Annotated in this window: 26 protein-coding genes, 4 tRNA genes and 2 other annotated features; of the genes, 1 reads left to right on the top strand and 29 read right to left on the bottom strand. The window is 48.5% G+C overall.

Features of this window, described 5'->3' with window-relative positions; genetic code table 11:
* The 20 genes from pstC to HNQ47_RS07585 all read right to left on the bottom strand — a co-directional run bounded on the left by pstC (position 1) and on the right by HNQ47_RS07585 (position 15791).
* Complete coding sequence (pstC, locus tag HNQ47_RS07680) at positions 1 to 882, bottom strand: phosphate ABC transporter permease subunit PstC (protein WP_183328809.1); 882 nt, start codon at positions 880 to 882, stop codon at positions 1 to 3.
* 72 nt (positions 883 to 954) lie between these two features.
* Entirely contained in the window at positions 955 to 1836 is an 882-nt protein-coding gene (locus HNQ47_RS07675; RefSeq protein WP_183328808.1) for a phosphate ABC transporter substrate-binding protein, read from the bottom strand.
* Between the two features lie 137 nt (positions 1837 to 1973).
* Positions 1974 to 2972, bottom strand: coding sequence for an acyltransferase family protein (locus tag HNQ47_RS07670; protein WP_183328807.1), 999 nt, complete (start codon positions 2970 to 2972; stop codon positions 1974 to 1976).
* A 127-nt stretch (positions 2973 to 3099) separates the two neighbouring features.
* Entirely contained in the window at positions 3100 to 3471 is a 372-nt protein-coding gene (gene rplL, locus HNQ47_RS07665) for a 50S ribosomal protein L7/L12 (RefSeq protein WP_183328806.1), read from the bottom strand.
* A 14-nt stretch (positions 3472 to 3485) separates the two neighbouring features.
* Positions 3486 to 4058, bottom strand: a complete 573-nt coding sequence (gene rplJ / locus HNQ47_RS07660) for a 50S ribosomal protein L10 (RefSeq protein WP_183328805.1) — start codon at positions 4056 to 4058, stop codon at positions 3486 to 3488.
* 32 nt (positions 4059 to 4090) lie between these two features.
* Positions 4091 to 4210: a sequence feature (ribosomal protein L10 leader region), on the bottom strand.
* Between the two features lie 29 nt (positions 4211 to 4239).
* Positions 4240 to 4923 carry a 50S ribosomal protein L1 gene (gene rplA, locus HNQ47_RS07655; RefSeq protein ID WP_183328804.1) on the bottom strand — a complete coding sequence of 228 codons (684 nt, stop codon included), beginning with the start codon at positions 4921 to 4923 and terminating at the stop codon, positions 4240 to 4242.
* Between the two features lie 13 nt (positions 4924 to 4936).
* Positions 4937 to 5365 (bottom strand): 50S ribosomal protein L11, encoded by a 429-nt coding sequence (gene rplK, locus HNQ47_RS07650; protein WP_183328803.1) that lies wholly within the window; start codon positions 5363 to 5365, stop codon positions 4937 to 4939.
* A gap of 141 nt (positions 5366 to 5506) precedes the next feature.
* Positions 5507 to 5582: transfer RNA gene (locus HNQ47_RS07645), tRNA-Glu, on the bottom strand.
* 97 nt (positions 5583 to 5679) lie between these two features.
* The gene (locus HNQ47_RS07640) at positions 5680 to 6417 is read right to left on the bottom strand and encodes a GntR family transcriptional regulator (RefSeq protein WP_183328802.1); all 738 of its coding nucleotides are present in this window, start codon (positions 6415 to 6417) and stop codon (positions 5680 to 5682) included.
* A 133-nt stretch (positions 6418 to 6550) separates the two neighbouring features.
* Complete coding sequence (locus tag HNQ47_RS07635) at positions 6551 to 7168, bottom strand: metallophosphoesterase family protein (protein ID WP_183328801.1); 618 nt, start codon at positions 7166 to 7168, stop codon at positions 6551 to 6553.
* Positions 7169 to 7212: 44 nt separating this feature from the next.
* Complete coding sequence (locus tag HNQ47_RS07630; protein WP_183328800.1) at positions 7213 to 7710, bottom strand: DUF1307 domain-containing protein; 498 nt, start codon at positions 7708 to 7710, stop codon at positions 7213 to 7215.
* A gap of 57 nt (positions 7711 to 7767) precedes the next feature.
* A complete protein-coding gene (locus HNQ47_RS07625; RefSeq protein ID WP_183328799.1) occupies positions 7768 to 8859 on the bottom strand; it encodes an aminotransferase class I/II-fold pyridoxal phosphate-dependent enzyme in 1092 nt (363 codons plus the stop codon).
* Positions 8856 to 9587 carry an ATP-binding cassette domain-containing protein gene (locus tag HNQ47_RS07620; protein WP_183328798.1) on the bottom strand — a complete coding sequence of 244 codons (732 nt, stop codon included), beginning with the start codon at positions 9585 to 9587 and terminating at the stop codon, positions 8856 to 8858. The genes HNQ47_RS07625 and HNQ47_RS07620 overlap by 4 nt, the downstream gene beginning before the upstream one ends.
* Positions 9580 to 10263, bottom strand: a complete 684-nt coding sequence (locus tag HNQ47_RS07615; protein WP_183328797.1) for an amino acid ABC transporter permease — start codon at positions 10261 to 10263, stop codon at positions 9580 to 9582. The genes HNQ47_RS07620 and HNQ47_RS07615 overlap by 8 nt, the downstream gene beginning before the upstream one ends.
* Positions 10264 to 10289: 26 nt before the next feature.
* Positions 10290 to 11066 (bottom strand): substrate-binding periplasmic protein, encoded by a 777-nt coding sequence (locus tag HNQ47_RS07610; RefSeq protein WP_183328796.1) that lies wholly within the window; start codon positions 11064 to 11066, stop codon positions 10290 to 10292.
* 43 nt (positions 11067 to 11109) lie between these two features.
* Positions 11110 to 11310: a binding site (T-box leader), on the bottom strand.
* Positions 11311 to 11351: 41 nt separating this feature from the next.
* Positions 11352 to 12707: a PFL family protein gene (locus tag HNQ47_RS07605; RefSeq protein WP_183328795.1), complete on the bottom strand. Its 1356-nt coding sequence runs from the start codon at positions 12705 to 12707 to the stop codon at positions 11352 to 11354.
* 13 nt (positions 12708 to 12720) lie between these two features.
* Positions 12721 to 12990 carry an ACT domain-containing protein gene (locus tag HNQ47_RS07600; RefSeq protein ID WP_183328794.1) on the bottom strand — a complete coding sequence of 90 codons (270 nt, stop codon included), beginning with the start codon at positions 12988 to 12990 and terminating at the stop codon, positions 12721 to 12723.
* Between the two features lie 9 nt (positions 12991 to 12999).
* Positions 13000 to 13485, bottom strand: coding sequence for a hypothetical protein (locus HNQ47_RS07595; RefSeq protein ID WP_183328793.1), 486 nt, complete (start codon positions 13483 to 13485; stop codon positions 13000 to 13002).
* 88 nt (positions 13486 to 13573) lie between these two features.
* Positions 13574 to 14566: a phosphate acetyltransferase gene (gene pta, locus HNQ47_RS07590; RefSeq protein WP_183328792.1), complete on the bottom strand. Its 993-nt coding sequence runs from the start codon at positions 14564 to 14566 to the stop codon at positions 13574 to 13576.
* Between the two features lie 67 nt (positions 14567 to 14633).
* Positions 14634 to 15791, bottom strand: coding sequence for a bifunctional folylpolyglutamate synthase/dihydrofolate synthase (locus HNQ47_RS07585; RefSeq protein WP_246346115.1), 1158 nt, complete (start codon positions 15789 to 15791; stop codon positions 14634 to 14636).
* 58 nt (positions 15792 to 15849) lie between these two features.
* On the opposite strand from HNQ47_RS07585, the gene ung reads away from it, so the two are divergent.
* Positions 15850 to 16518, top strand: coding sequence for a uracil-DNA glycosylase (gene ung, locus HNQ47_RS07580; RefSeq protein WP_183328790.1), 669 nt, complete (start codon positions 15850 to 15852; stop codon positions 16516 to 16518).
* Here the strand turns inward: ung and uvrB are convergent.
* The 9 genes from uvrB to HNQ47_RS07535 form a co-directional block, all read right to left on the bottom strand.
* On the bottom strand, positions 16515 to 18482 hold the full coding sequence (gene uvrB / locus HNQ47_RS07575; protein ID WP_183328789.1) for an excinuclease ABC subunit UvrB: 1968 nt from the start codon (positions 18480 to 18482) through the stop codon (positions 16515 to 16517). The two genes, ung and uvrB, sit on opposite strands and share 4 nt — an antisense overlap.
* 40 nt (positions 18483 to 18522) lie before the next feature.
* On the bottom strand, positions 18523 to 19926 hold the full coding sequence (locus HNQ47_RS07570; RefSeq protein WP_183328788.1) for a S41 family peptidase: 1404 nt from the start codon (positions 19924 to 19926) through the stop codon (positions 18523 to 18525).
* 30 nt (positions 19927 to 19956) lie between these two features.
* On the bottom strand, positions 19957 to 21486 hold the full coding sequence (gene putP / locus HNQ47_RS07565; protein WP_183328787.1) for a sodium/proline symporter PutP: 1530 nt from the start codon (positions 21484 to 21486) through the stop codon (positions 19957 to 19959).
* An 80-nt stretch (positions 21487 to 21566) separates the two neighbouring features.
* Positions 21567 to 21642: transfer RNA gene (locus HNQ47_RS07560), tRNA-Ala, on the bottom strand.
* Between the two features lie 38 nt (positions 21643 to 21680).
* A tRNA-Ala gene (locus HNQ47_RS07555) sits at positions 21681 to 21756 on the bottom strand.
* 27 nt (positions 21757 to 21783) lie between these two features.
* Positions 21784 to 21860, bottom strand: a tRNA-Ile gene (locus HNQ47_RS07550).
* A 79-nt stretch (positions 21861 to 21939) separates the two neighbouring features.
* The gene (locus HNQ47_RS07545) at positions 21940 to 22764 is read right to left on the bottom strand and encodes a CPBP family intramembrane glutamic endopeptidase (protein WP_183328786.1); all 825 of its coding nucleotides are present in this window, start codon (positions 22762 to 22764) and stop codon (positions 21940 to 21942) included.
* Positions 22765 to 22766: 2 nt separating this feature from the next.
* The gene (locus tag HNQ47_RS07540; protein WP_183328785.1) at positions 22767 to 23474 is read right to left on the bottom strand and encodes an AIM24 family protein; all 708 of its coding nucleotides are present in this window, start codon (positions 23472 to 23474) and stop codon (positions 22767 to 22769) included.
* Positions 23475 to 23486: 12 nt separating this feature from the next.
* Complete coding sequence (locus HNQ47_RS07535; RefSeq protein WP_183328784.1) at positions 23487 to 23744, bottom strand: hypothetical protein; 258 nt, start codon at positions 23742 to 23744, stop codon at positions 23487 to 23489.
* Positions 23745 to 23780: the final 36 nt, after the last annotated feature.

The raw sequence follows: 23780 nt of genomic DNA, 5'->3' as shown, positions 1-23780 counted from the left end.
TCAATCCTCCTTCTTCGGTGCATTCACACGGTGGATCAGCCAGATCATGAACAATGAGATCAAGAATAACAAGAATGACAAGGTCCACAAAGCTGCTTTCAATTCGCCGCCTTCCATGGCATTTCCCATCTGTGCGGCAACTTCCGTAGTAATGGTTTTCGAGGTAGAGAAAATGCTTGTCGGCAGTGCGGTCGTCTGACCGATGACCATCGCTACAGCCAGTGCTTCACCAAACGCACGGGCCAGGCCCATGATGATCGCTGTGATGATGCCGGACTTCGCGGCTGGGATGATGACCCGGTAAATGGTCTGCCAGCGCGTCGAACCTAAACCATAGGCACCGTCCCGATTGGTTTTCGGAACCGCCGTCAGCGCATCCGCTGTCATGCTTGTGATCGTTGGGAAGATCATGACAGCCAGCACGATAGCCGCCACCAGGATCGACTGTCCGACCTGCTGATGAAATGCCACGCGCATAAACGGAACCAGTACGCTCAAACCGACCCAGCCATAAACGACAGAAGGAATACCGGCAAAGATCTGTACGACCGGCCGGAAGAATTTCTCACCGATACGCGGTGAAATCTGCGTCATGAATACAGCTGCCCCCAACGATAACGGGGTGGCGATCAACAGTGCCAGACCGCATGTCACCAGGGAACCGACAATGAAGATCAGGGCTCCGACTGTACCGCCGCCGGCTGCACTGTCGACCGGATTCCAGTCTGCCGATCCTAAAAATTCACCTAAAGTATGATGGAACTGAAAGAAGGTAGCACTGCCCCGGTATGCCAGAAACACACCGATCGTCAGTGTCAAACCAATCACGATCAATCCGCCGATGGTCGCGATCCCGCGCCAAGCATATTCTTTTTTAAACATATCTATTTCTCACCTCGCAGAAAACGGGCTGCAGCGCCCGTCTTGTTGATCGAATTCGTTTGTTCCGGTCCATTAGTGATCCATCGAGCTCATCTTCGATGCAACACCGTAGCCCAACTTCTCTGTTGTTTTTGCAAAGTCATCCGACATCATGTACTTAATGAATGCGCGGTCCGTCTTTGAACCTTTGCCCTTTGTGTACATGTGCTCTACAGCCCAAACTTTGTAGTCGCCGCTGTAGGTATTTTCCAAAGTCGGCTCTACACCATCGATCGATACGGTTGCAACATCATCGTTGTCAACCAAGTAAGATAATGCAACATAACCAATTGCACCTTTTGTATCCTGAACGTTCTTCAGCAGGACACCAGAATCATCGGTTTCCATCGATTTGTTTTCAGCTTCTTCATTACCATTCAATGCATACTTCGTAAATGTTGCACGAGTTCCGGAAGATGACGGACGTGTAACCAATACAATGTCTTCATCCGGTCCGCCGACATCTTTCCAGTTCGTAATTTTACCAGTGAAAATGTCGATCAACTGTTCGGTCGTCAAGTTATCGACGCCGCCTTCTTTGACATCTTTATTTACGATCGGAGCCATCGTGATCACGGCTACCTGATGGTCAGTCAGTTCTTTTGCCTGATCGGCATCCAGTTTTTCTTCCGCTGCAACATCCGACATACCGATCGTAACCGTTCCATCGGAAACCTGTTTCAGACCTTCACCGGAACCGCCGGCATCAACCGTAATACTTACATCCGGATATTTTTCCTGGAAGTCCTTTGCGGCTTCATCTGCCAATGGCTTTAATGCCGAAGATCCGGCAGCAGAAATCGTACCGCTTAAATCTTCAGATGAAGATGAAGAATCAGACGTATTCGATCCGCAGCCCGTCAACATTCCCAAGGCCAGCAAACCGCTCAATGCAATTGAGGCTATTCGTTTCATAGTGTTTTTTCCTCCTAAAGTCTATCTTTCTTTTACATCTAGATGATAACAACCCAATGTAAAAGGCAGAATCATGCAATGTAAAGACCGTGTAAACAATCGTTAGAAAAATGCAAAGAAAAAAGGCCCCGAAGGACCTAAAATTTTTGAGATTCGAAACCTGGAAAAACAAACCAAGTGGACTGGATTTCTTTTATCTTGCGTACATTTGTATACAATTTCTGAACAACGAAGCAGGTCAGCAGCGTACACAAGAATACAAGCAGATAGACGGTTGGATAAGAGAAATGAAACGGCTGGTAGATCGTTTCCTTGAATACCGAACGATAAGAAATATGCGCAATATACATTTCCAACGATACCGTGCCGCACCAGGAAACAAACGCCGGCAATGATATTTTTTCCAACACGAGCACCAGTGCCCCCAGTACGCTCAGACTGTAGAAACAAGCAACGATCCGTTCCAAGGCATCATTTTCGACCCCGGAAGAGACAAACCAGATCTTCAGCGCAATGCCGGCCGTAAATAGAAAAGTATCTTTTTTCTGCCACGGTTTGCCGTCATAGATCCAGACGCCGCAGATGCAGCCGATCACAAAAATCAGCACCCGGCAATAAAAAACATCCGTCCGGTCAAACGGCGCCCAATGAAGGGAAAGCCAAATGAATACAGCCGATAAAATGCCTGCCGCGCTCCAAAGCTTTAAATATAGATGTTTTCGATTCCGGATCAGCAGTATGATCAGCGGATAGAACGCATACATGGTCAATATAAACAGCACATACCAGAACTGCAGCTGATGATCGGTGAACACACTGACCAGTGTTGTATCTGCCAGCCAGTGGGCGGGCCCATCGATTAAATGATGGAAGATCCAATACGGTATGGCCAATAAACAATAAGGAATCAATATTCGTTTCAGACGATGCTGTTCAAATTTTACCGCACCGTTTTTTTCCATCGACACAAACAATCCCATGCCGGATAAAAATAAAAACCATTCTACGCCCATGGCATCGTTCCAAACCAGATACCAGTCGGCAAATTGTTCCCAGGCACCCCCGATATGATAAGAAACAACGTCTTTCGTAAAATGAAAAAGTACGATCGACAATGCGGCAATGCCATAAATCATCTGACGGTGTTTACTAAATAGTTTCCAGCTGATAGTATCGCCCCCTGCTTTTATTTATAACAGAAAACCGTAAAAAAAAGCTTAAAAAAACCTTCGGAGAATCTCCGAAGGGAAATTTAAGCTGAAATTACTTCACTTCAACCGTAGCACCGGCAGCAACCAGTTCTTCTTTGATCTTGTCTGCTTCTTCCGGATCGATGTTTTCTTTGATCGCGCACGGAGCGGAATCGACCAATTTCTTCGCATCAACCAGACCCAGACCAGTGATCGAACGTACGGCTTTGATGACAGCAACCTTAGTCTGTCCGATATCCGTCAACGTTACAGTAACTTCGCTCGGTCCTTCGTCAGCTGCAGCTTCGTCAGCAGCCGGTGCAGCAACTGCAGCAGCTGCAACAACACCGAATTTATCTTCGATCGCGCTGACCAAATCATTTAACTCTAAAATTGTAGCTTCTTCCAAGTAAGCCAGAATGTCTTCTTGTGTTAATTTTGCCATTGTTAGTTCCTCCTCTATTCAGCGGCTGCTTCTTCAGCCGGTTTGTCGGCACTCTCCTGCGGTGCAGCTTCTTCTGCTTCAGCAGTCTTTACGGTACCATTTTCTTTTGCTTCTGCCAATGCCTTGATCGTCATCGCAAATTTGATGACCGGTGCATTCAGGCAGGAAGCGAATTTTGCCAGCATGCCTTCCTTGTTCGGCAATGCAGACAGCTTCATGATCACATCTGTGTCAACGACATCACCGTCGACAACACCCGTTTTCAGCACCAGTTTATCGTGTTCCTTGGCAAATTTTGCCAATACACGTGCCGGTGCGACCGGATCCTTACCGAAAGCCAGCGCATTCGGGCCGACCAACTGGTCGCTGAATGCATCGTATCCCAATTGGGATGCAGCACGGCGGGCAATTGCGTTTTTATAAACTTTAAAATCTACATCTTCATCACGCAGATTGCGGCGCAGTTCTGTAACCTCTTTAACAGTCAGACCGCGGTATTCGACCATGACGATCGAGCTTGCCGCTTTCATCTTGTCTGCCAAAGCTGCTACTTCAGCTTCCTTTTGAGCAAGGATGTCTTTGTTCATACAAGTCCACCTCTTCTTTCTATATTATTACAATATTCAAAAGAAAACCCGCGCCAAAGGCACGGGGAAAGTATGCAAAATACGCATCAACCCTCGGTAACATGATTAAGCCGGACGGCCGTTACTGTCTTTGGAATATTGATAACAACGTGATAGTAAACTATATTTTAACTTTTGTCAATTAGTCGTGAGCGACTTTGATGCCCGGCGCCATCGTCGAAGACAGGGTCAGGGACTTCATATAAGTACCTTTGATCGTCGTCGGACGAGCCTTAGCAATTCGCTGATAGATCGCCTGGAAGTTTTCGATCAGTTTTTCATCATCGAAACTTACTTTTCCGATCAATACGTTGATGTTTCCTTCTTTATCAACACGGTACGTTACTTTACCTTTTTTGACTTCATCAACGGCATTGGCAACATCCATCGTTACCGTACCGGTCTTCGGGTTCGGCATCAAGCCTTTCGGACCTAAAACACGGCCCAGACGGCCCAATTTACCCATCATATTCGGGGTCGCGATCAATACATCGAAATCAAACCATCCTTTGGAGATCTTATCGATGATATCCTGATCGCCGACAAAGTCAGCACCTGCATCCTGTGCTTCTTTTGCCTTGTCACCATCGGCAACAACGCATACGGTCTGCGAGCGTCCGGTTCCGTTCGGCAGGACCATGGCCCCGCGGATCAACTGATCTGCATGACGCGGATCGACATTCAAATGGAAGCTGACTTCCACGGTCGCATCAAATTTGACCGTACTGGTTTTTTTCATCAAAGCAACGGCTTCCTCGATCGGGTATTCTTTCGTGCGGTCAACCAATTTCGCTGCTTCGGCATATCTCTTACTTACTTTAGCCATCTTGATCTCCCTCCTATTCGAATCCTTCTACTTTGATGCCCATATTACGTGCCGTACCTGCGACAATGCGCATTGCGCCTTCTACATCGTTAGCGTTCAAGTCCGGCATTTTGTATTCAGCAATCTCTTTCAATTGATCTTTCGTGATCGTACCGGCGATTTCCTTCTGGTCACCGCTGGCTTTCTGAATACCGGCAGCCTTCTTTAACAAGTTTGCGGCCGGAGTTGTCTTGCAGACGAAATCAAAGCTCTTGTCTTCGTATGCAGTAATGACAACAGGGACAATGTCTCCGCGACGATCTTTCGTTGCATCATTAAATGCCGTACAGAACTGCGGCATGTTGATGCCTGCACTGGCCAACGCCGGTCCCGGTTTTGCCATGCCGGCCTGGAATTGCAGTTTAACGATCTTCGCTACTTTTGCAGTTTTCTTTTTAGCCATAAGATACCTCCTATATTTTATCTTATGCAGTGGTCAAAACGAGTGTCTGCTCACTCTGCCACGCATGCTAGTTTATGATACGCTGATTTAAAGTAAAAATCAATAAAAAAATACCGGATCTTTGATCCGGTTCTTTTCAATTGGTGACGCGTACGGGATTTGAACCCGTGAATGCATGCGTGAAAGGCATGTGAGTTAACCGTTTCTCCAACGCGCCATATATGTGAAACCTGCCGTCTCCGGCAAGTGCTCACATATAATATCATGTTACTTTTCTTTGTGCAAGAACTTTTTACAGATTAAGATCTATAATTTTACTCATCTTTCAGTTCATATGTAAAAGAATACATATCGCCGCGATAATAGTTGACACCATACTCGATGACCTGATCATCTTTATCAAATACTTCGCAGCAGCAGACCAATACTGGCTGGTTGGCTGCAATGTTCAATGCTTTTTCCACTTCTTCGTTCGGCAGTTCCGTATGCATCCATTCTTTTGTACGGGCCGGAGCTCCTACGCCGCGTTCCTTCAGCATTTCATAGACAGACTCGCCATATTCCTGCTCGTCTTCCGGCAGGCCATCATCCAGCGGATAATAGCTGCGTGAGAAAACTGCTTTGATATCATCAACTGTCCGTACACGCTCAACACAGATCATTTCCTCTTTCACATGTTTTTTAAACATCCGTTCGGTTTTCGGATCCATGCTGCGGCGGCTGACCTGCAGCTGCAGCGTGGCAACTTCAGCTCCCTGCCGTTCCATTTCAGCAGTAAAACCGGAAAATTTATTCAGCGGAATCTCAAATCCCGGCCGCCAAATAACAAATGTTCCTTTGCCGCGGCCACGTTTGACCATGCCTTCTTTTTCCAGATCAAGCATCGCCTGCCGGACCGTGATCCGGGAAACAGAAAACTTTTTCTGGATCTCCAGTTCGCTCTCAATTTTATCACCGCGTTTCAATTCCTGCGTCAGAATTTTATGCCGGTAAATATCTTTGATCTGAACATATAGTGGTTTTGCGCTTTCATCTAATTTGGTTCTGCTCATATAGTCATCTCCATGTTCTATAAATTACTGTCTACTGCTTTAAATATATTCTAATTATAATACAAATGTCAAATACGGCAACATATTTTATCATGATATTACATCGCATTTTCAAAATGTTACATATATTTTTCTATTTTTCAATTCGTCGTTTTTGTGTTATTTTGATCCATTCATCCAATGTTAATGGCAAATAATGTGAAAACATACAGAAACAGTTGATCAGTTCACATGGAATGTGCTCCGTTCCGCCCTGAATTCGCTGATGGGTCTGAGACGATACATATTGCTGATATTGATCTAAAAGCACCTGGTCATACGTATTATGTATATGTCCATGAAGCATATATGTCTTTGGATTGCCTTGATCATCGCGCCGGTATTGTCCATTATAACAGGCAATCGGATAATGACATAGGACTACTTTCCGCTTGTTGTCATGCATCTCTTTATAATCGGCGATCACCTTGAAACGGGAAGCATCAAATTTTTTATCTTCCAGAAATCGATCGTGATTGCCGCGGATGAGGATCAGCTGCCCTTTGATCTGATCCAAGACAGACTGCGTCTGCTGCGCATTGCCCCAGGAAAAATCACCAATAATAACGACTTCATCATTTTTACGGACACGGCTGTTCCATTGCCGGATCATAAAATCGTTCATTTCTTCTGTTGAACCAAATCCCCGGCAGTCCATCTTCTCATTCAGGGCACTGTGAAAAAAATGGCAGTCCGCAATATAATACCGCATGCACATGGCCTCCTTCTGCAGAAAAAAAGCGGTCCTACCGCTTTTTATTGATAATCACAACTGTAACCGGCGTTTTTGTAAGCCTTTTTCGTTGCCTTCAACGATGTGTACTGGCTTTGTTTTTCGCCCTTTTCAACCAGGCCGGCATTGATCAGATCTTCCTGATTGGCCTCTTCATAGTTCACTGTGACCGTGATCTTGACACGATCATCTTCCAGTGCACCTTCGGCTGTCACACCGTCAATATTATATTTTTCACTTAAAGAATCATTGATCGCATTCTGAATGGTTTCTGCATCCATTTCATCGGTGATGCCAAGATCTGACTTTTCCATATACGAAACGATCGTCATCTTTTTGATTTTATCGCCCGTTGCTTCCAGTGTCACTTGTTCATCGTTGTCTCCTGTGCAGACCAGGACCTTGCTTTTGGTGCTCTCCTGGGTATCCGGCGTCGTATCGCCGGTGCTTTCTCCGGATTGACTTGAGCAGCCGGTCAGCACGAGCGCTCCGATCAATAACATTCCTATCCATTTTTTCATGGCTATACACCCCTTGATCATTATTGACTTCAGTGTAACACAAATTTGAATCTGGAATCAACCGACGTGTCGATTTGTCCAATCTGACAAAACTGAAAGCCCTTGTTTCAAGATTTTCGGATCTTGGGCCAGTCCCAGACGAACATGGTATTCATGATCGAAACAAGATCCAGGCACGAAGAACACCCCCGTGTCTGCCAGCAGTTGTTTCGCCAGTGTTTCACTAGGCAGATCAAAATGATATTTCATAAACGCAACCGTGCCGGAGGCCGGCAGCTCGACCGAATAACGGGATTCTGTTTCCAGCCAGCTGCGGACCGCAGCCTTGTTTTTATGGATCAATTCAATATTGCGCTGCACCAACTCTTCACGATGGCGCAAAGCCAGGTCAGCCAGGGCATCGATCCAAGGACCGGTGGAAATCATCGTATAATCCCGGCGGACATTGATCGCATGGATCACATCTGTATTGGCCTTGATCCAGCCGAACCGCAGTCCCGCCAGCGCATAGACCTTGCTTAAAGAACTGGTCGAAATGCCGTTCTCATACAAGTCGCTGATCGATGGTTCATCACTGAATCCGCGATAAACTTCATCACAAAAAATATACGTTCCGAACGGCCGGCACAATGCAGCCAACGCGGTCAAATACGCTTCATCCAACAGTGTTCCGGTCGGATTGTTCGGATTGTTCAGAATGATCATCTTGGTTTTCGGACCAAGATACTTTTTAAAATCCTCCAGCTTCGGCAGCCAGTGGTTGGACTCATCCAATTCCACCTTGTGCACGATACAGCCCAGGCTTTTCGGAATATCTTCAAACTGCTGATAACTCGGCTGACAGATGATCACTTCATCCCCAGGCTCCAACAAGGTATTCATGACCAGATCATTGGCTTCCAGACAGCCGTGACACGTGGTGACCGTATCGATCGAACCGGTCTTATACAATTCCACGATGCGTTTTTTCAGCTCCCGGTCACCGGTGATCTCACCGTAATCCAGCCGAATATGGTTGAGATCCATCGGTTCCAGATCCAGCAGTTCCTGAACGGTCAGCGCTTTGGCACATGTATCCGTCAGATTATAGACCGCCTGTCCTTCGTAGACGTTCATCCATTGTTCAACTTTAAAATCCGGCAGTCTCATTCGTACAGCACCTTGCTCAAGAAATCTTTTGCACGTTCCGACTGCGGATCAGTGAAGAACTGTTCGCTCGGTGCATCTTCCATGATGACGCCCTGATCCAAAAAGACAACGCGGTTGCCGACCTTATGGGCAAAGCCCATCTCGTGCGTCACGACGATCATCGTCATGCCCTCTTTGGCCAGATCCCCCATAACATCCAGTACTTCTTTGATCATTTCCGGATCCAGCGCACTGGTCGGTTCATCAAACAACATGATTTCCGGTGACATACATAACGCCCGTGCGATCGCAACACGCTGTTTCTGTCCGCCGGAAAGCTTGTTCGGATACTCATCGCGTTTTTCCGCCAAACCGACTCGATTCAAATAGCGCATAGCGGTTGCTTCGGCTTCACTTTCGCTTTGATTAAGCACCTGGATCGGCGCCAACGTGCAGTTCTGCAGCACGGTCATATTCGGAAATAAATTAAAGTGCTGGAAGACAAATCCCATTTTATTGCGCTGCGCACGATATTTAACCGGATCATGACGGTCCATCAGTTCCCCTTCCAGGTAGATCTTGCCGCTTTCCGGCACTTCCAAGCCGTGAATACAGCGCAGCAGCGTACTTTTTCCCGATCCCGAAGGACCGATCAGGCTGACGATCTCGCCTTGTTTTACTTCCAGGCTGACATCTTTCAACGCCTGCGTATGTTTAAATTTTTTACTGACATGTTCAACTTTAATCACTGACAGCCAACCTCTTTTCTACATAACGGCCGACATACGAAATACTGACGGTCATGATCAAATAATAGATGGCAGCCAGGATATACGGCGACATGACATCGTAGTATTCGGTTCCTAAAACCTGCGCACCTTTCAATAATTCAACCGCACCGATGGTACTGATCAGCGACGAGTCCTTGATCAGCGTGATGAACTCGCTGATGACCGGCGGTACGATCCTTTTGAAAGCCTGCGGTAAGATAACTCTCCGCATCGTTTGTTTTTCACTCATTCCCAATGTTTCACACGCTTCCCACTGGCCTTTATCGACCCCGTTGATCCCGCTTCGGATCAGCTCGGTCTGATAGGCACCGGAGTTGATCGATAGTGCGATGACGCCGATCAAATATACATTGATGCGCAGCACATTGCCGGTGATGGCCGTATACATCGACGGGATCACAGAGAAGATGATCAAGATCTGCAGCAGCAGCGGCGTACCGCGGATGATCTCCACATATAAGTTGGCGATCACCTTAGGAACGATATGATGCGAACGTTTTCCGGAAGCGCCCAGGATCCCCAGAAGCGTTCCGATGATCAATGAAATAGCGGCAATAAGGAGTGATAAAAGTGCCCCTTTGCCTAAATATGCTAAATTTTCGGTTGTAAAAATTTGTTGAAATGCCGGAAACATTTTATCACCCTTCTATCTGTCAATGCTTATTCCGTTTCTTCCTCAGTGACCGGATTCAATCCGTATTTGTCACATAAGGTCTGATATTCATCGCTGGCGCGGAACGCTGCGATGCACTTGTTGATCTTTTTGATCATTTTCTTATTGCCCTTCTTGGCAATGATGTAGTTCTTTTCATCTTTCAAAGCGCCGTCCAAGACTTTGTAGTCGCCGCTGGACGCATACTGCTCTGCAACACCGGTATCGACGATCGCCGCATCATACTGATTGGCTTTGACCGCATTCATGATTTCCTGAACATCTTTCAGTCCGGTCACATCGGCTTTCTTTACACTTTTAGCGGCTTCTTCACCGGTTGATCCGGTCTGAGCTACCAGTTTCTTGCCTTCCAGATCATCCAATGAACTGATATCGGAATCAGCCGGTACAACAGCTACTTCTTTGGATTCCAGATATGGATCGCTCCATTCTACTTTACGTTTTTTCGAATACGTAAAGCCGGAGATACCGACATCGACCTGATCGCCTTGGATCTGGGTCACGATGTTATCAAAATCCATCTGTTTGAACTGGAAGTCAACTTCTTTGCCTTCTTCTTCGCTCAAGTAATCTTCAAAATACTCGACCATTTCGACATCGAAACCCGTCAGTTTGTCTTTTTTGGTCAGATATTCATACGGCTTATAGTCCGGAGAAATACCGACGGTGATGACTTCTTTTTCTTTTGAGCTTTTTGCTTCCGCAAAACCGCCCATCGTGACGATCATGCTGACTGCCAGCAGTGCTTTTAATAATTTTTTCATATGAACCTCTCTTCCCGGCAGTATCCAAAAAAAGCCGTCCTTCGAAAAGGACGACTTTGTCGCGGTACCACCTTACTTCCATTCCTTTCGGAATGACACTCATTCTTAACGCGAATTCACGGCGCTGCCTCACGCTTCGACAACGCAACTCCAAGACACGTTCCAGACTATCTCGGCTGACTCGCACCGACCGTCAGCTCTCTGTTTCTGAATCATCTGTACTACTTCTCTTCGATGTTTATATAAACATTATACTGATAAGTTTTGAGAATGCAAATTTTTTATTTAATTCTTCAAAGCCTGGATCGGTGCCGGGATCCGCCCGCCGCGATGGATCATGACATCGTTTTTCGTCTGGTTGACCGGCATGACCGGACCGCCGCCTAACAGGCCGCCGAAATCCAATGTATCACCGACATCTTTGCCGATGGCCGGGATGACACGCACCGCCGTCGTCTTGGAATTGACCATGCCGATGGCCGCCTCGTCCGCGATGATCCCGGAAATGATCTCTGGCTTGGTGCTGCCCGGAATGATGATCATATCCAGGCCGACGCTGCAGACCGCTGTCATGGCTTCCAATTTCTCCATCGTCAGCACGCCTTCTTCCGCTGCCCGGATCATACCGGCATCCTCGCTGACCGGAATGAACGCGCCGGACAGACCGCCGACATTGCTGGTGGCCATCACGCCGCCCTTTTTGACGGCATCATTCAACATTGCCAGACAAGCCGTTGTGCCATAGGCACCGCATGTCTCCAGTCCCATTTCCTCTAAAATATGCGCTACCGAATCACCGACCGCCGGTGTCGGCGCGAGACTCAAGTCCACGATACCGAACGGCACGCCCAATTTCTGGCTGGCGACCGAACCGACCAGCTGACCCATCCGGGTGATCTTAAAGGCTGTGCGTTTGATCAAATCAGCGATCGTATCCATCGGCAGATTTTTATCCGCTTTTGCCAGGACCGCACGGACCACACCTGGGCCGGACACACCGACATTGATCACACAATCCGCCTCGCCGGTGCCATGGAAAGCGCCGGCCATAAATGGATTGTCCTCGACGGCGTTGCAGAATACGACCAGTTTTGCCGGTCCCATGCAGTTATCGTCTTTGGTCTTCAGTGCCGACTCGACCACGATCTCGCCCATCTGTCTGACGGCATCCATGTTGATGCCGGCTTTGGTGGAACCGACATTCACACTGGCACAGACATGCTGCGTACGGGCCAAGGCTTCCGGGATCGAATCGATCAGCTCACGGTCACCGGCTGCATATCCCTTCTGCACCAAAGCAGAATAACCGCCGATAAAATTGACGCCTAGGCGGCGTGCACATTTTTCCAACGTGACCGCATATTCGACCGGATCGCCGCCGCTGGCAGCGACAAGCATTGAAATCGGCGTCACACTGATCCGTTTATTGACGACCGGAATACCGTAAGTATGCGAAATTTCCTCACCGACCGAAACAAGGTCTTTGGCCTTGGTACAGATTTTTTCTTCGATCTTCCGGCAGGATGCATGAATGTCTGTATCGATGCAGTCCAGCAGGCTGATGCCCATGGTGATCGTCCGGATGTCCAGGCATTCCTCATCGATCATGCGTATTGTTCTTTGTATATCATCTGTCTGCATGTTTCGGTTCCTCCTAGATTTCGTACATCGATTTGAAAATGTCCTGATGCATGACCCGGATCACCAATCCGCGCTGCTTGCCGATCTTTTCCATATGTTCGGCAAACTGCGAGAGCGTGTAATCTTCATTGGTCATTTCAACGATCATGGTCATGGTAAACACGCCGTTGACAATGGTCTGTGAAACATCCAGGATATTGATCTTGGCTTTCGCACATTCTCCGGAAACCGTAGCTAAGATTCCGACTTTGTCTTCTCCGACAACACTGATGACTGCTTTCATTTTTCCTCCTTAGAAGCGGATCGAAACGACCGCAAATTTATTCAATTCATAGGGCTCATAGGCACTTTGGATCCCCTGTACATTGACATCGTATTCGCCCGGCATGAACGTTGTCTCTGCCTGTCGGCGGATACAGTCCAGGATCTTCCGGCTTTGTTCCGGGTTCAAGGTTTTTCTTCTCGACCAGCAGATTTCGTTCTTTTTGTTGAGCAGGATCACTTCGACATCGACCTGATCTGAAGCGAGCAGCTGATCTTTCCAATCACAATCTTGAACGTTAAAGTAAAAATCGCTGGAATCGATATCGCCGCCTTCCAGCACGAAGATCGCAATATCCTGCGTGTAGCAGAAGTGCAGATCGATTGGCGCTTTCAGCAGCTCCAGTTCTTCCTCATTCCAGTCTTCGTCTTTGATCACAAGCATAAAATGATCTTCGACATAATCCATCACGGCGCCCAATTCCACGTCGTACGCAAATTTCTTCTTTTTGTTCATACATCAAGTATATATAATTTTTGCCAAGAATGAAACGATTTTCGGCAAGGATAAAAAAAGGACAAACTTTCGTTTGCCCTTTCGGATCTTATTCAAAGAATAACTTCTGCGTCGCAGTTACGATGGCCATATCATAGACTTCATCGGCATTGCAGCCGCGGCTCAGATCGTTGATCGGTGCGTTCAATCCCTGCAGGATCGGGCCCATTGCTTCATAGCCGCCTAAACGGGCTGCGATCTTGTAACCGATGTTTCCCGCAGATAAGTTCGGGAAAATAAACGTATTGGCATGGCCGGCCACTTTCGATTCCGGGAACTTCTTCTCCGCTACATCCGGTACGATGGCGCAGTCAAACTGCATTTCACCGTCAAACGGGAAATCAACATGCAAGTCGGTCAGGTTCTTCTTGACCTGTTTCATCTTTTCGACATCATCACCGCCGGCGCTGCCGTTGGTGGAATAACTCAGAAGCGCAACGACTGGATCGCCGCCGAACTGGCGCATGCTGCGGGCAGCCTGAATGGCAATTTCTGTCAGCTGGTCGGCATCCGGTTCAATGACAATGCCGCAGTCGCTCATGATGATCTGACTGACCGAGTTGGCAACCGGAATATCTTTGGTCAACAAGAAGCAGGAGCTGACGCCCTTGTTTCCTGGTGCCGCCTTGATCAGCTGCAGTGCCGGACGGACCGTATCGGCCGTTGAATACGTCGCACCGCCCAGTAAGCCGTCGGCTTTGCCCATCTTTACCAACATCGTACCAAAATAATTCGCATGCAGAATTTTTTCACGAACCTGTTCTTCGGTCATCTTGCCTTTGCGCAGTTTGATCATTTCCTGAACCATTGGTTCGATATCCTCATAATGTTTCGGGTCAATGATCTCTACCGGCGATAAATCCATGCGGCGGGCAGCTGAAGCCTCGCGGATCTTGTCCGGATCACCCAGCAGGATCGGTACGCAGACATCATCACGCCACAATTCAAACGCTGCTTCCTGAATACGGGAATCTTCGCCTTCGGTAAAAACGATTTTTACGCCTTTGCCGACAACTTTCTTTTTTAATTCATCAATAAACATTGGATGTACCTCTTTCCTTTTTATGAAGCTTTTACTCTTTTAGTATAAGATAATCCGACTTTCATTTCTACTTTTTCTCAAAATCAGAAAAGGTGCGCAGCACATCACCGGCCAGATACAGCGAGCCGCAGACACAGGCCGGCTGATCGGTTTGTTTCAGCTGTGCCATCATTGCATCCTCTTCGATCACCGGATAGCCCGGAATATCCATCTGTGAGGCCCGTTCGTAAGGCATATGCACCAGTGTGATCGGGTCACCTAACGTTTCTAAAATTTCCAGCATATGATGAATGTGTTTGTCTTTCATCGCCGCAAAAAAGATCTGTCCTTTAAAATGGTGCATCGATTTGGTCAGTGCCCGGATCCCGTCAATATTATGGGCGCCGTCGACCAGCAGCAGCGGCTCCTGCCGGATGATCGTAAAGCGGCCCGGCCATTGAAAATGATCGATCGCCTCACGGATCATCGGCGGTGTCAGCGGATAACCCAGCTGGACCATAGCTTCCAAAGCCAGCGCACAGTTGGACAGTTGATAAAGCGGTAATGGAAATTCATACCGCTCATCCTCAAATACGAAAGAAATCGTTCCGTCCTGAACGGTATACGGCATTTCTACGAACCCCAGCGGCGTTTTCATGTATCCAGCCACCAGTTCCATGACTTTTTGACTGGCGGGCTTGGTTTCCGTTGTCAATGCGACCACGCCTGGTTTGAAAATACCGGATTTCTCATAGGTGATCTGTTCGATCGAATCGCCCAGAAATTCTTCGTGTTCCATACTGACATTGGTGATCAGGGTCATGTCGTAATCCAGTGCAGTCGTCGCATCCAGACGGCCGCCCATGCCGACTTCCATCAAAGCGATGTCCACCTTCTGTTCCAGGAAATAAGCCAGCGCCATCCATACGTCCATTTCAAACATCGTAAACTGATGCCTTTCAAAAAAGTCCGCATACTGATCGTAGATCCGTTCCCAGTCGGCATCCGAAATCGGTGTATCGTTGACTTTGATCCGTTCATTGTGGCGGATCAAATGCGGTGAGGTAAAGACCCCTGTTCGGCATCCGGATGCCTGCAGAAATGCATTCAGCCACGCAATCGTGCTGCCTTTGCCGTTGGTGCCGCCCACCTGGACCTTATGCATCTGGGTGTGCTTGGGCATGGCATCGTTCAGCCATGCGCGGAATTCCAATAAATCGTGATTCTTGCCACGTTTCGATTCCATATAATTTATTTTCTCTTGGATATTCATAGTGTTATTATAACACTGGAGGACATCGATCATGCATCTGAATAACGACTGGGATGCGCTTTGGCAGGAAGAACAGGACAAGCCCTACATGCAGCAGATCCACGCTTTCCTGAATGAAGCGTATCAAACGAAACATATCTATCCAGCGCGCGATCACATTTTCAACGCGCTGCAGACCACATCGTTGGCCGACACCAAAGTAGTGATCCTCGGCCAGGATCCCTATCACGGCCAAGGACAGGCACAAGGCTTTGCCTTCAGCGTACCGGCAGACTTTCCGCTGCCGCCTTCGCTCCAAAATATCTATAAAGAACTGGAAATGGAGTACCATATTTCCTTACATCGAAACGGTGATCTTACCGATTGGGCGCGCCAAGGCGTCCTGTTGCTCAATACCATCCTGACCGTCGAAGAAGGCAAACCGCTTTCCCATGCGAACCTGGGCTGGCAGACATTTACCGACCGGGTGCTTGCCCAGATCAATAAAAAAGAAGACCCGGTGGTCTTCTTATTATGGGGCGCTAAAGCAAAGGCTGCGATGAAACTGCTGGACAATCCAAATCATCTGATCCTGACCTGCCCGCATCCTAGCCCGTTATCGGCGCATCGCGGTTTCTTTGGCTGCAACCATTTTAAAAGCACCAATTTGTTTTTGCCCCGCCACGGCAAAGCGCCGATCAATTGGGTCGAACCAAATTAATCATCCTGCATCTCAAATAAAATATCCCGAAGCTGTGCTGCCCGCTCAAAATCCAGCGTGCGCGCAGCTTCTTTCATTTCTTTGGTCAGATCTGCCAGCATTTTTTCTTTCTGTTTCTTACCGATGCGTTTCTTCTTCAAATACCGTGCGGTCATTTCTTTGGTTTCCTTGGAACGAACAACATCGTGGATCGGTTTGATGATCGTCTTCGGCACGATGCCGTGCGCCTCATTATAGGCCATTTGGATCTTCCGGCGGCGGGCGGTCTCATCGATCGCATAGCGCATGGATTCAGTGATCGTATCCGCATACATGATGACCTTACCTTCCGCATTACGAGCGGCCCGCCCGGCAATCTGCACCAAACTGCGCTTCGAACGCAGGAAGCCTTCCTTATCCGCATCCAGGATCGCAATCAGGCTCACTTCCGGAATATCCAACCCTTCCCGAAGCAAGTTGATGCCGACCAACACATCGTACTTGCCCTGCCGCAGGTCGTGAATGATTTCTGTGCGCTCGATGGTCTTCACTTCATGGTGCAGCCAGGCAACCTTCATATCCATATTGCGCAGGTAGGTTGTTAAGTCCTCAGCCATGCGTACGGTCAGCGTCGTGATCAAGGTACGTTGATGTTTGGCAGTCCGCTGTTTGATTTCATCGACCAGATCATCGATTTGTCCTTCGATCGGCCGGACTTCAATTTCCGGATCCAGCAGACCGGTCGGCCGGATGATCTGTTCGACGACCTTGCCGTTGGTTTTTTCTAGTTCATAGTCCCCCGGCGTAGCGGAAACAAAGATCGCCTGATTGATCATGCTTTCGAATTCCGGAAAAGTCAGCGGCCGGTTATCCAGTGCGCTGGGCAGGCGGAATCCATATTCCACCAAGACTTCTTTGCGGGCGCGGTCGCCATTGTACATGCCGCGGATCTGCGGCAGAGAAACATGGCTTTCATCCACGACCAATAAATAATCTTTCGGAAAATAATCAAACAAAGTATACGGACGCTGGCCAGGTTTGCGGCCGTCGATGTGCCGGGAATAATTTTCAATGCCCGGGCAGACGCCGAATTGGCGCAGGGCTTCGATATCATAACGGCAGCGTTGTTCCAGCCGTTCTTTTTCCAGCGGTTTGCCCTGTTCATCAAAATATTTCAGACGTTCTTCCAGCTCTTCGCTGATCGTATCCGCCGCATGATTGATGACATCCATGCTTGTGGCATAGCCGTTGGCCGGATAAATGACGTACACCTGATACGCCTGGTTGACATGCCCGGTCACCGGGTCCACTTCGCAGATTCGTTCTACTTCATCATCGAACATTTCGATGCGGATCAAATATTTATCCGTATGGCCCGGGGTGATTTCGATCACATCGCCGCGGACCCGGAACGTGCCGCGCTGCGGATCGCTGTCATTGCGCTTGTACTGCTGCCGGACCAAGGCCATCATCAATTCATTGCGGTCGATTTCCTGACCGGCCCGCAAGGTATAGATCATGTGACGGTACTGATCAGGATTGCTGGCGCCGTAGATGGAGGCCACGCTGGCTACGATGATCGTGTCCCGCCGCTCCAGCACGCTGTTGACCGCCGCCATCCGGAGCATGTCCAGCTCCTCGTTGGTCTTGGTATTCTTATCAATATAGGTATCGGTCTTGGGCAGGTACGCTTCTGGTTGATAGTAATCGAAATACGAAACGAAATATTCTACGCGATTATGCGGGAAGAATTCTTTGAATTCCGAATACAGCTGGCCGGCTAAAGTCTTATTATGCGCAAATACCAACGTCGGCCGGTTCACGGCGGCGATCACATTAGAAATCGTAAACGTCTTGCCGGTGCCGGTAGCGCCTAAAAGAACCTGATACTTTTTATGTTCGTTCAAGCCATCGACCAATTCCTGGATGGCTTCCGGCTGATCGCCGGCTGGTTTATACTTTGAGACAAGTTCAAACTTTTCCATAGTTCTACCATACTCCCTTTGCGATGAAAAAAGAAGCCATTCACTCTGTGAGTTGAATGGCCTCCTGATACTGCGGATCTGCTGCGTAGCCTTCATCATTATATTTATATTTTGCAGCCTCTACCACGGCATCCCATGTTTTCTTGTCACAGGTGCCGGTTGCCTCCAAACCGTGGTCCGTCTGGAACTGTTTCAAGGCTTCGCTGCCGGCTTGATCAAAATACGAATCGGTGCGGTCCACCGGATAGCCAAGATACTGCAGGTAAGTCTGCAGCGCTTTGGCATTGGTCTTGACCGTGTTCGGTTCGATGACATCCTTTTTCTTGAACTTTTTATATTTCACAGCAGCGACCGCCAATGGTTTGACTTTGTGATCCGGTTTGAATCCCTTCTTATTGATACTTTTGTTCTTCGGCGTATACCATTCTGCCACCGTATATTTCAATTCTGTACCGTCATCAAACTGTTCCTGTGCCTGCTCCGTACCTTTGCCGTAAGTCGTCGTGCCGACCGTCGTGACCGTGTCGCCTAACTGATCTTTCAGTGCACCGATCAGCGCTTCCGAAGCACTGGCGGTCTCGCCGTTTTGTAAAATGACGATCTGATCCATTTTTACCTGTTCATAGTCTGAGCTGACGTATTGTTTCTTTGTGGAACCGTCCGCATAATGCTCGATAAACAAAACCGATCCTTCCGGCAGCAGGGAAGCTCCGACATCCTGCGCCGCCGACAGATAACCGCCGGTGTTGTCGCGCAGATCCAGCACCAATTTCTTGATGCCGGCATCTTTCACGCGCTGCATCGCCTCAGCGACGTCTTCTCCGGTCTGCGATGAAAAACTGCTGATGATCATATACGCATAATCATCGTGCAGTTCCAAAGCGACCGTGGAATCAAAATTGGTCGGTTTCACCTCAACGGTCTGACTTTCGCCGTCCCGCTGGTAATGAATCGTTATTTTCTTCTGTGACTGAATATAGCTGACGATCTCATCGGCATCCATGGAGCTGACCACTTTCTTGTTGATTTGTGTGATGATATCCCCTGGCTGCAGACCCGCTTGATCCGCCGCTGAATTCACATAAACATGACGGATGACCAGATTACCGTCGGCATTCTGATCAAACTGCACGCCCAATCCGACTTGTGATCCGGACAGACTTTCCGAAAACAGTTTTGTCTGCTCCAAAGATAAATAATTGGTATGTTCATCTTTATCCAATGTCGACATGCCGGAGATCGCATTTTCCATCAAAGTTTCTTCTAAATTATCGACCTGATCGGCATAATACCAGTCGTTGGTCAGGATGTTATAGACTTTCTGAAACTTGCGCATTTCCTTGTCTTGTTCCGATGCACCGGCCAAAGCCTGATAGTGACCGGCCAGAAAACAAGCCACACACAGTACGATGACGCCGATCCATTTAAATACTTTCTTTTTCAATGCGTTTCCTCCTTGCATGTCCGTATAAAATTATTTTTGATGGACAACTTCAAATTCTTCTGCCATCGCTGCATCCGGCTTTGCGGTCGCCAGACTGACGATGATATTCAGAACCAATGCCAGTACGAAAGCCGGCAGCAGTTCATAAATGCCGAACCAGCCGCCCCACGTGCTGATGATAAAGTGCCAAATGAAGACCATGGCACCGCCGCTGATCATGCCGACCAGCGCACCGTACACGTTAGAACGTTTCCAGAACAGGGCCAATAAGACGACCGGTCCGAAGGTGGCACCGAAGCCGGCCCACGCAAACGAAACGATCTGGAAAACGGAAGAATCCGGATTCCACGCCAGCACGATGCCGATCACAGCAATCAGCAGCAGGCTGCCGCGGGAAATTTTCAGCAGTTGTTTCTGCTGGTATTCTTTCCGGAAGAAACCGTTCAAGATATCGTTGGACACCGAAGACGAAGCTGCCAGCAACTGCGAATCCGATGTGGACATGGTCGATGCCAGAATACCGGAGATCACCAAACCGGCCGCCAGCGCAAAGATCACGCCATGCGTGCTCAACAACCGTGCGATCTGAATGATGACGGTTTCAGAAGCAGAACCTTCCAGCAGCGGGATCGCTCCGACTTTGCCCATCGCTAAGCCGACAATACCGATCAAGACTGAAACTGCCATTGAAATCACGACCCAGATCGATGCCACCCGGCGGGAAGTTTTCAGTTTCTCTTCGTTTTCAATGGCCATAAAGCGCAGCAGAATATGCGGCATGCCAAAGTAGCCCAAGCCCCAGGCCATCGTTGAAACAATGGTCAAAAGGGAAATATCGACGCCTTTGCCGGTTGCGACATCATAACTGCTGGTGAAGCTCAGATAGCCCGGCAGTGCCTGGGCGTTCTGAATGACCGCATCCCAGCCGCCTGCCGTCTGCACGCCAAAGACCAGTACCATCAATAACGCGATGCTCATGATGATGCTCTGGATGAAATCGGTCGTACTGGCAGCCAGGAAACCTCCCAATGTCGTGTAGATAATGATCACGGAAGCACTGACGATCATCGCCACATGATAATCAATGCCGAACAAGCTGTTGAACAGTTTACCGCAGGCGACAAAACCCGATGCGGTATACGGAACAAAGAAGATGATGATCCAGATTGCCGCGATCAGCGTCAATACCTTCTTTTTATCGTGATAACGCTTGGAGAAAAACTCCGGCAGCGTGATCGCATCGATACGTTCAGAATAGCGGCGTAGTCGTTTCGCCACGATCAGCCAGTTCACATAGGTACCGACCGCCAGACCGATCGCGGTCCAGCCCGCCGAGGCAACTCCGGATAAATAGGCCACGCCGGGCAGCCCCATCAGCAGCCAGCTGGACATATCGGATGCTTCGGCGCTCATCGCCGTCACGAATGGTCCCAGCTTTCGGCCGCCTAAAAAGAAATCCGAAGCGGTTTTATTCCGGTCGGACACTTTATAGCCGATCCAGATCATAAAGACCATGTAAGCAATGATAGTAATTAAAATGGCAATTTCATTGGCTTTCATAAAGTTTTCCCTTCTCTTTCAACACTTATAATGAAAACGATATCAAAAAAAACCGTCTTTTTCAAGACGGTGCATTTTCTTGGTGGAGCGTACCGGGTTCGAACCGGTGACCTCTTACATGCGAAGCAAGCGCTCTCCCAGCTGAGCTAACACCCCAAAAGAAAAGCCCTTCGCGAGGGCATGAATAAACAAAATGGTGGAGCGTATCGGGATCGAACCGATGACCCCCTGCTTGCAAAGCAGGTGCTCTCCCAGCTGAGCTAACACCCCATCTGAACAACAACCAATCAAACAATATGGTGGGCCTGAATGGACTTGAACCAACGACCTCACCCTTATCAGGGGTGCGCTCTAACCACCTGAGCTACAGGCCCATATTGCTGACTGCTCAATTAATATATCATTTGCCAATACAGTTGTCAAACTTTTTTTATAAATTTATCTTAACCGTACTTAAGCGAAAACAATAGAGACAGCAGCCAGCAGGATCAGCACCCATACAGCCGGCCGCTGATGGGCCTTGCCCCAATAGGGTACCCGGCGCGGCTGAATGGAATGATGCATCAGCCAGTGGATCCAGCCTAAGATACCGAGAATCAAAATGAGCCATGCAGCCGCCTGGATGATCGGCAGCTGAAACGCGCTGACCAAAAAACCATAGCCATTGTAGCCCATGTGCAGTAAGATCACCAATCCAAGCGAATCCTGTTTCAGGTAGATATGACCCAAAAACAAACCAACACAAAAAGCCGGAACCATCTGCGCCGCATTAAAATGAGCCAATGCGAACAGCTCTGAGGTAAAACAAATCGCAAAACGACGGTCATACCGTGCCGCCTGCGGCAGCAGCAGACCGCGGAACAGCATCTCCTCCAACAGCGGTCCTAAAAAGACCGCACTGATGATCAGACTCAGATTGTACGAAACTGACGTCTGCATGGAAAGATCCGGGCCGGCCGCATCCGGCAGCCAATGCACAAGGACCTGGTTCCAGCACGCCGCAGCCGCGGTGCCCAAAACAATCAACATGGCCAGTTCTTGAATAAATGTATATAAAGATGTATGCAGCTGAAATTTAGATGGTCTGGTCCTCCATGTTTTTGATGCGATCAAAATCACCGGCAGACAGCCGGCCGCCGTCTGCACCAATACCATGACGTGATGGTTCCATGATGGATTCAACACATATAAGACACTGGCGATCGTTTGAAAAAAGGCCACGCCTAGTGCACAGAGTGCCATGCGGCTGACATCTTTCTTAAATTTTCTTTCATTCATCGTTATATCGATGCCGGATAATAGAGAACTTTGCCGGATCCGCGCAGCACGAGCACTTTGCCTTCCGTGCTCGTTGTCGTCGCCGTCTCCAGGCTGCCTGACCAACAAATCGCTTTCGCTTCGCTGATCCGCAGTTCATCACCGTTCAGCGTCACTTCTGCCAATTCTTCTCGTTGGACCGGGCATTTCACTGCTATAGTTCCTGAGCCATATAATATCAAGGTATATTCTGGATCGTTGACTGTATTCTGCGGTTTTGTCGGACGGGACTGCAGCGTACCGTCACAGGCCAGGAACACCTCATCCTTTATGCCGATACCGCCTATGCCCCATTCAGATCCTTCAAAAAATAAAATATGATCCAACGTCGGTTTCAAAGCCATCAGACCAATACCGCCGTAGATCGGTTTACTTTTCTGTGGCTTTGCGACTGTATTTTTCACTGCCTTGCCCAGCAGATCGCTCATTCCCTGAATGCCGCTTTCAGGATGAATGCGGCCGGCCATCCACTGCATGTTGCCCTGCTGAATCGCAGCCTGATTGTTGCCGCTGAATTCCAGGACCAGCTGCCGGCGGTGTTTATCGGCCTTATCCATATAGTAGGCAGTCTGCGGATCAAAGTCTGCGTTGGACAGATAGTCCAGCACATAATAATGACCGTGACTGTCAGAAAATTTCCGATTGTTTGTTTCCAAATGACTCAGTTTCATGATTCTTCCTCCTTACTGCGACCGACGCCGCCATGCATAATATTCTTCATCTTTTTCTTCAGAGATCCCTGTATCCTCCGCGTCATACAATATAAAGGAAGACTGCGCATACAATGTAAGAAAATCCTCGGCGGGGATCTTGGTATGCCAGTGATCCTGATACAGCGAGATCTTATCCTTTACTTTACGGACGATCATCCGGTTTTCGGTTTCCACTGCCGTTTCGCCTTCATCCAAATACGGCAGGATTTCTGAAACACTGTACTTCATGCTCTTATAGTATCAAAAAAAAAGCTTCTTGTGAAA

This window comes from Catenisphaera adipataccumulans (assembly GCF_014202755.1).
In the GTDB taxonomy this organism is placed as follows: domain Bacteria; phylum Bacillota_I; class Bacilli_A; order Erysipelotrichales; family Erysipelotrichaceae; genus Catenisphaera; species Catenisphaera adipataccumulans.
Note: the sequence above shows the minus strand (reverse complement) of the source record. Positions and strands in the feature narration are given on the sequence as shown.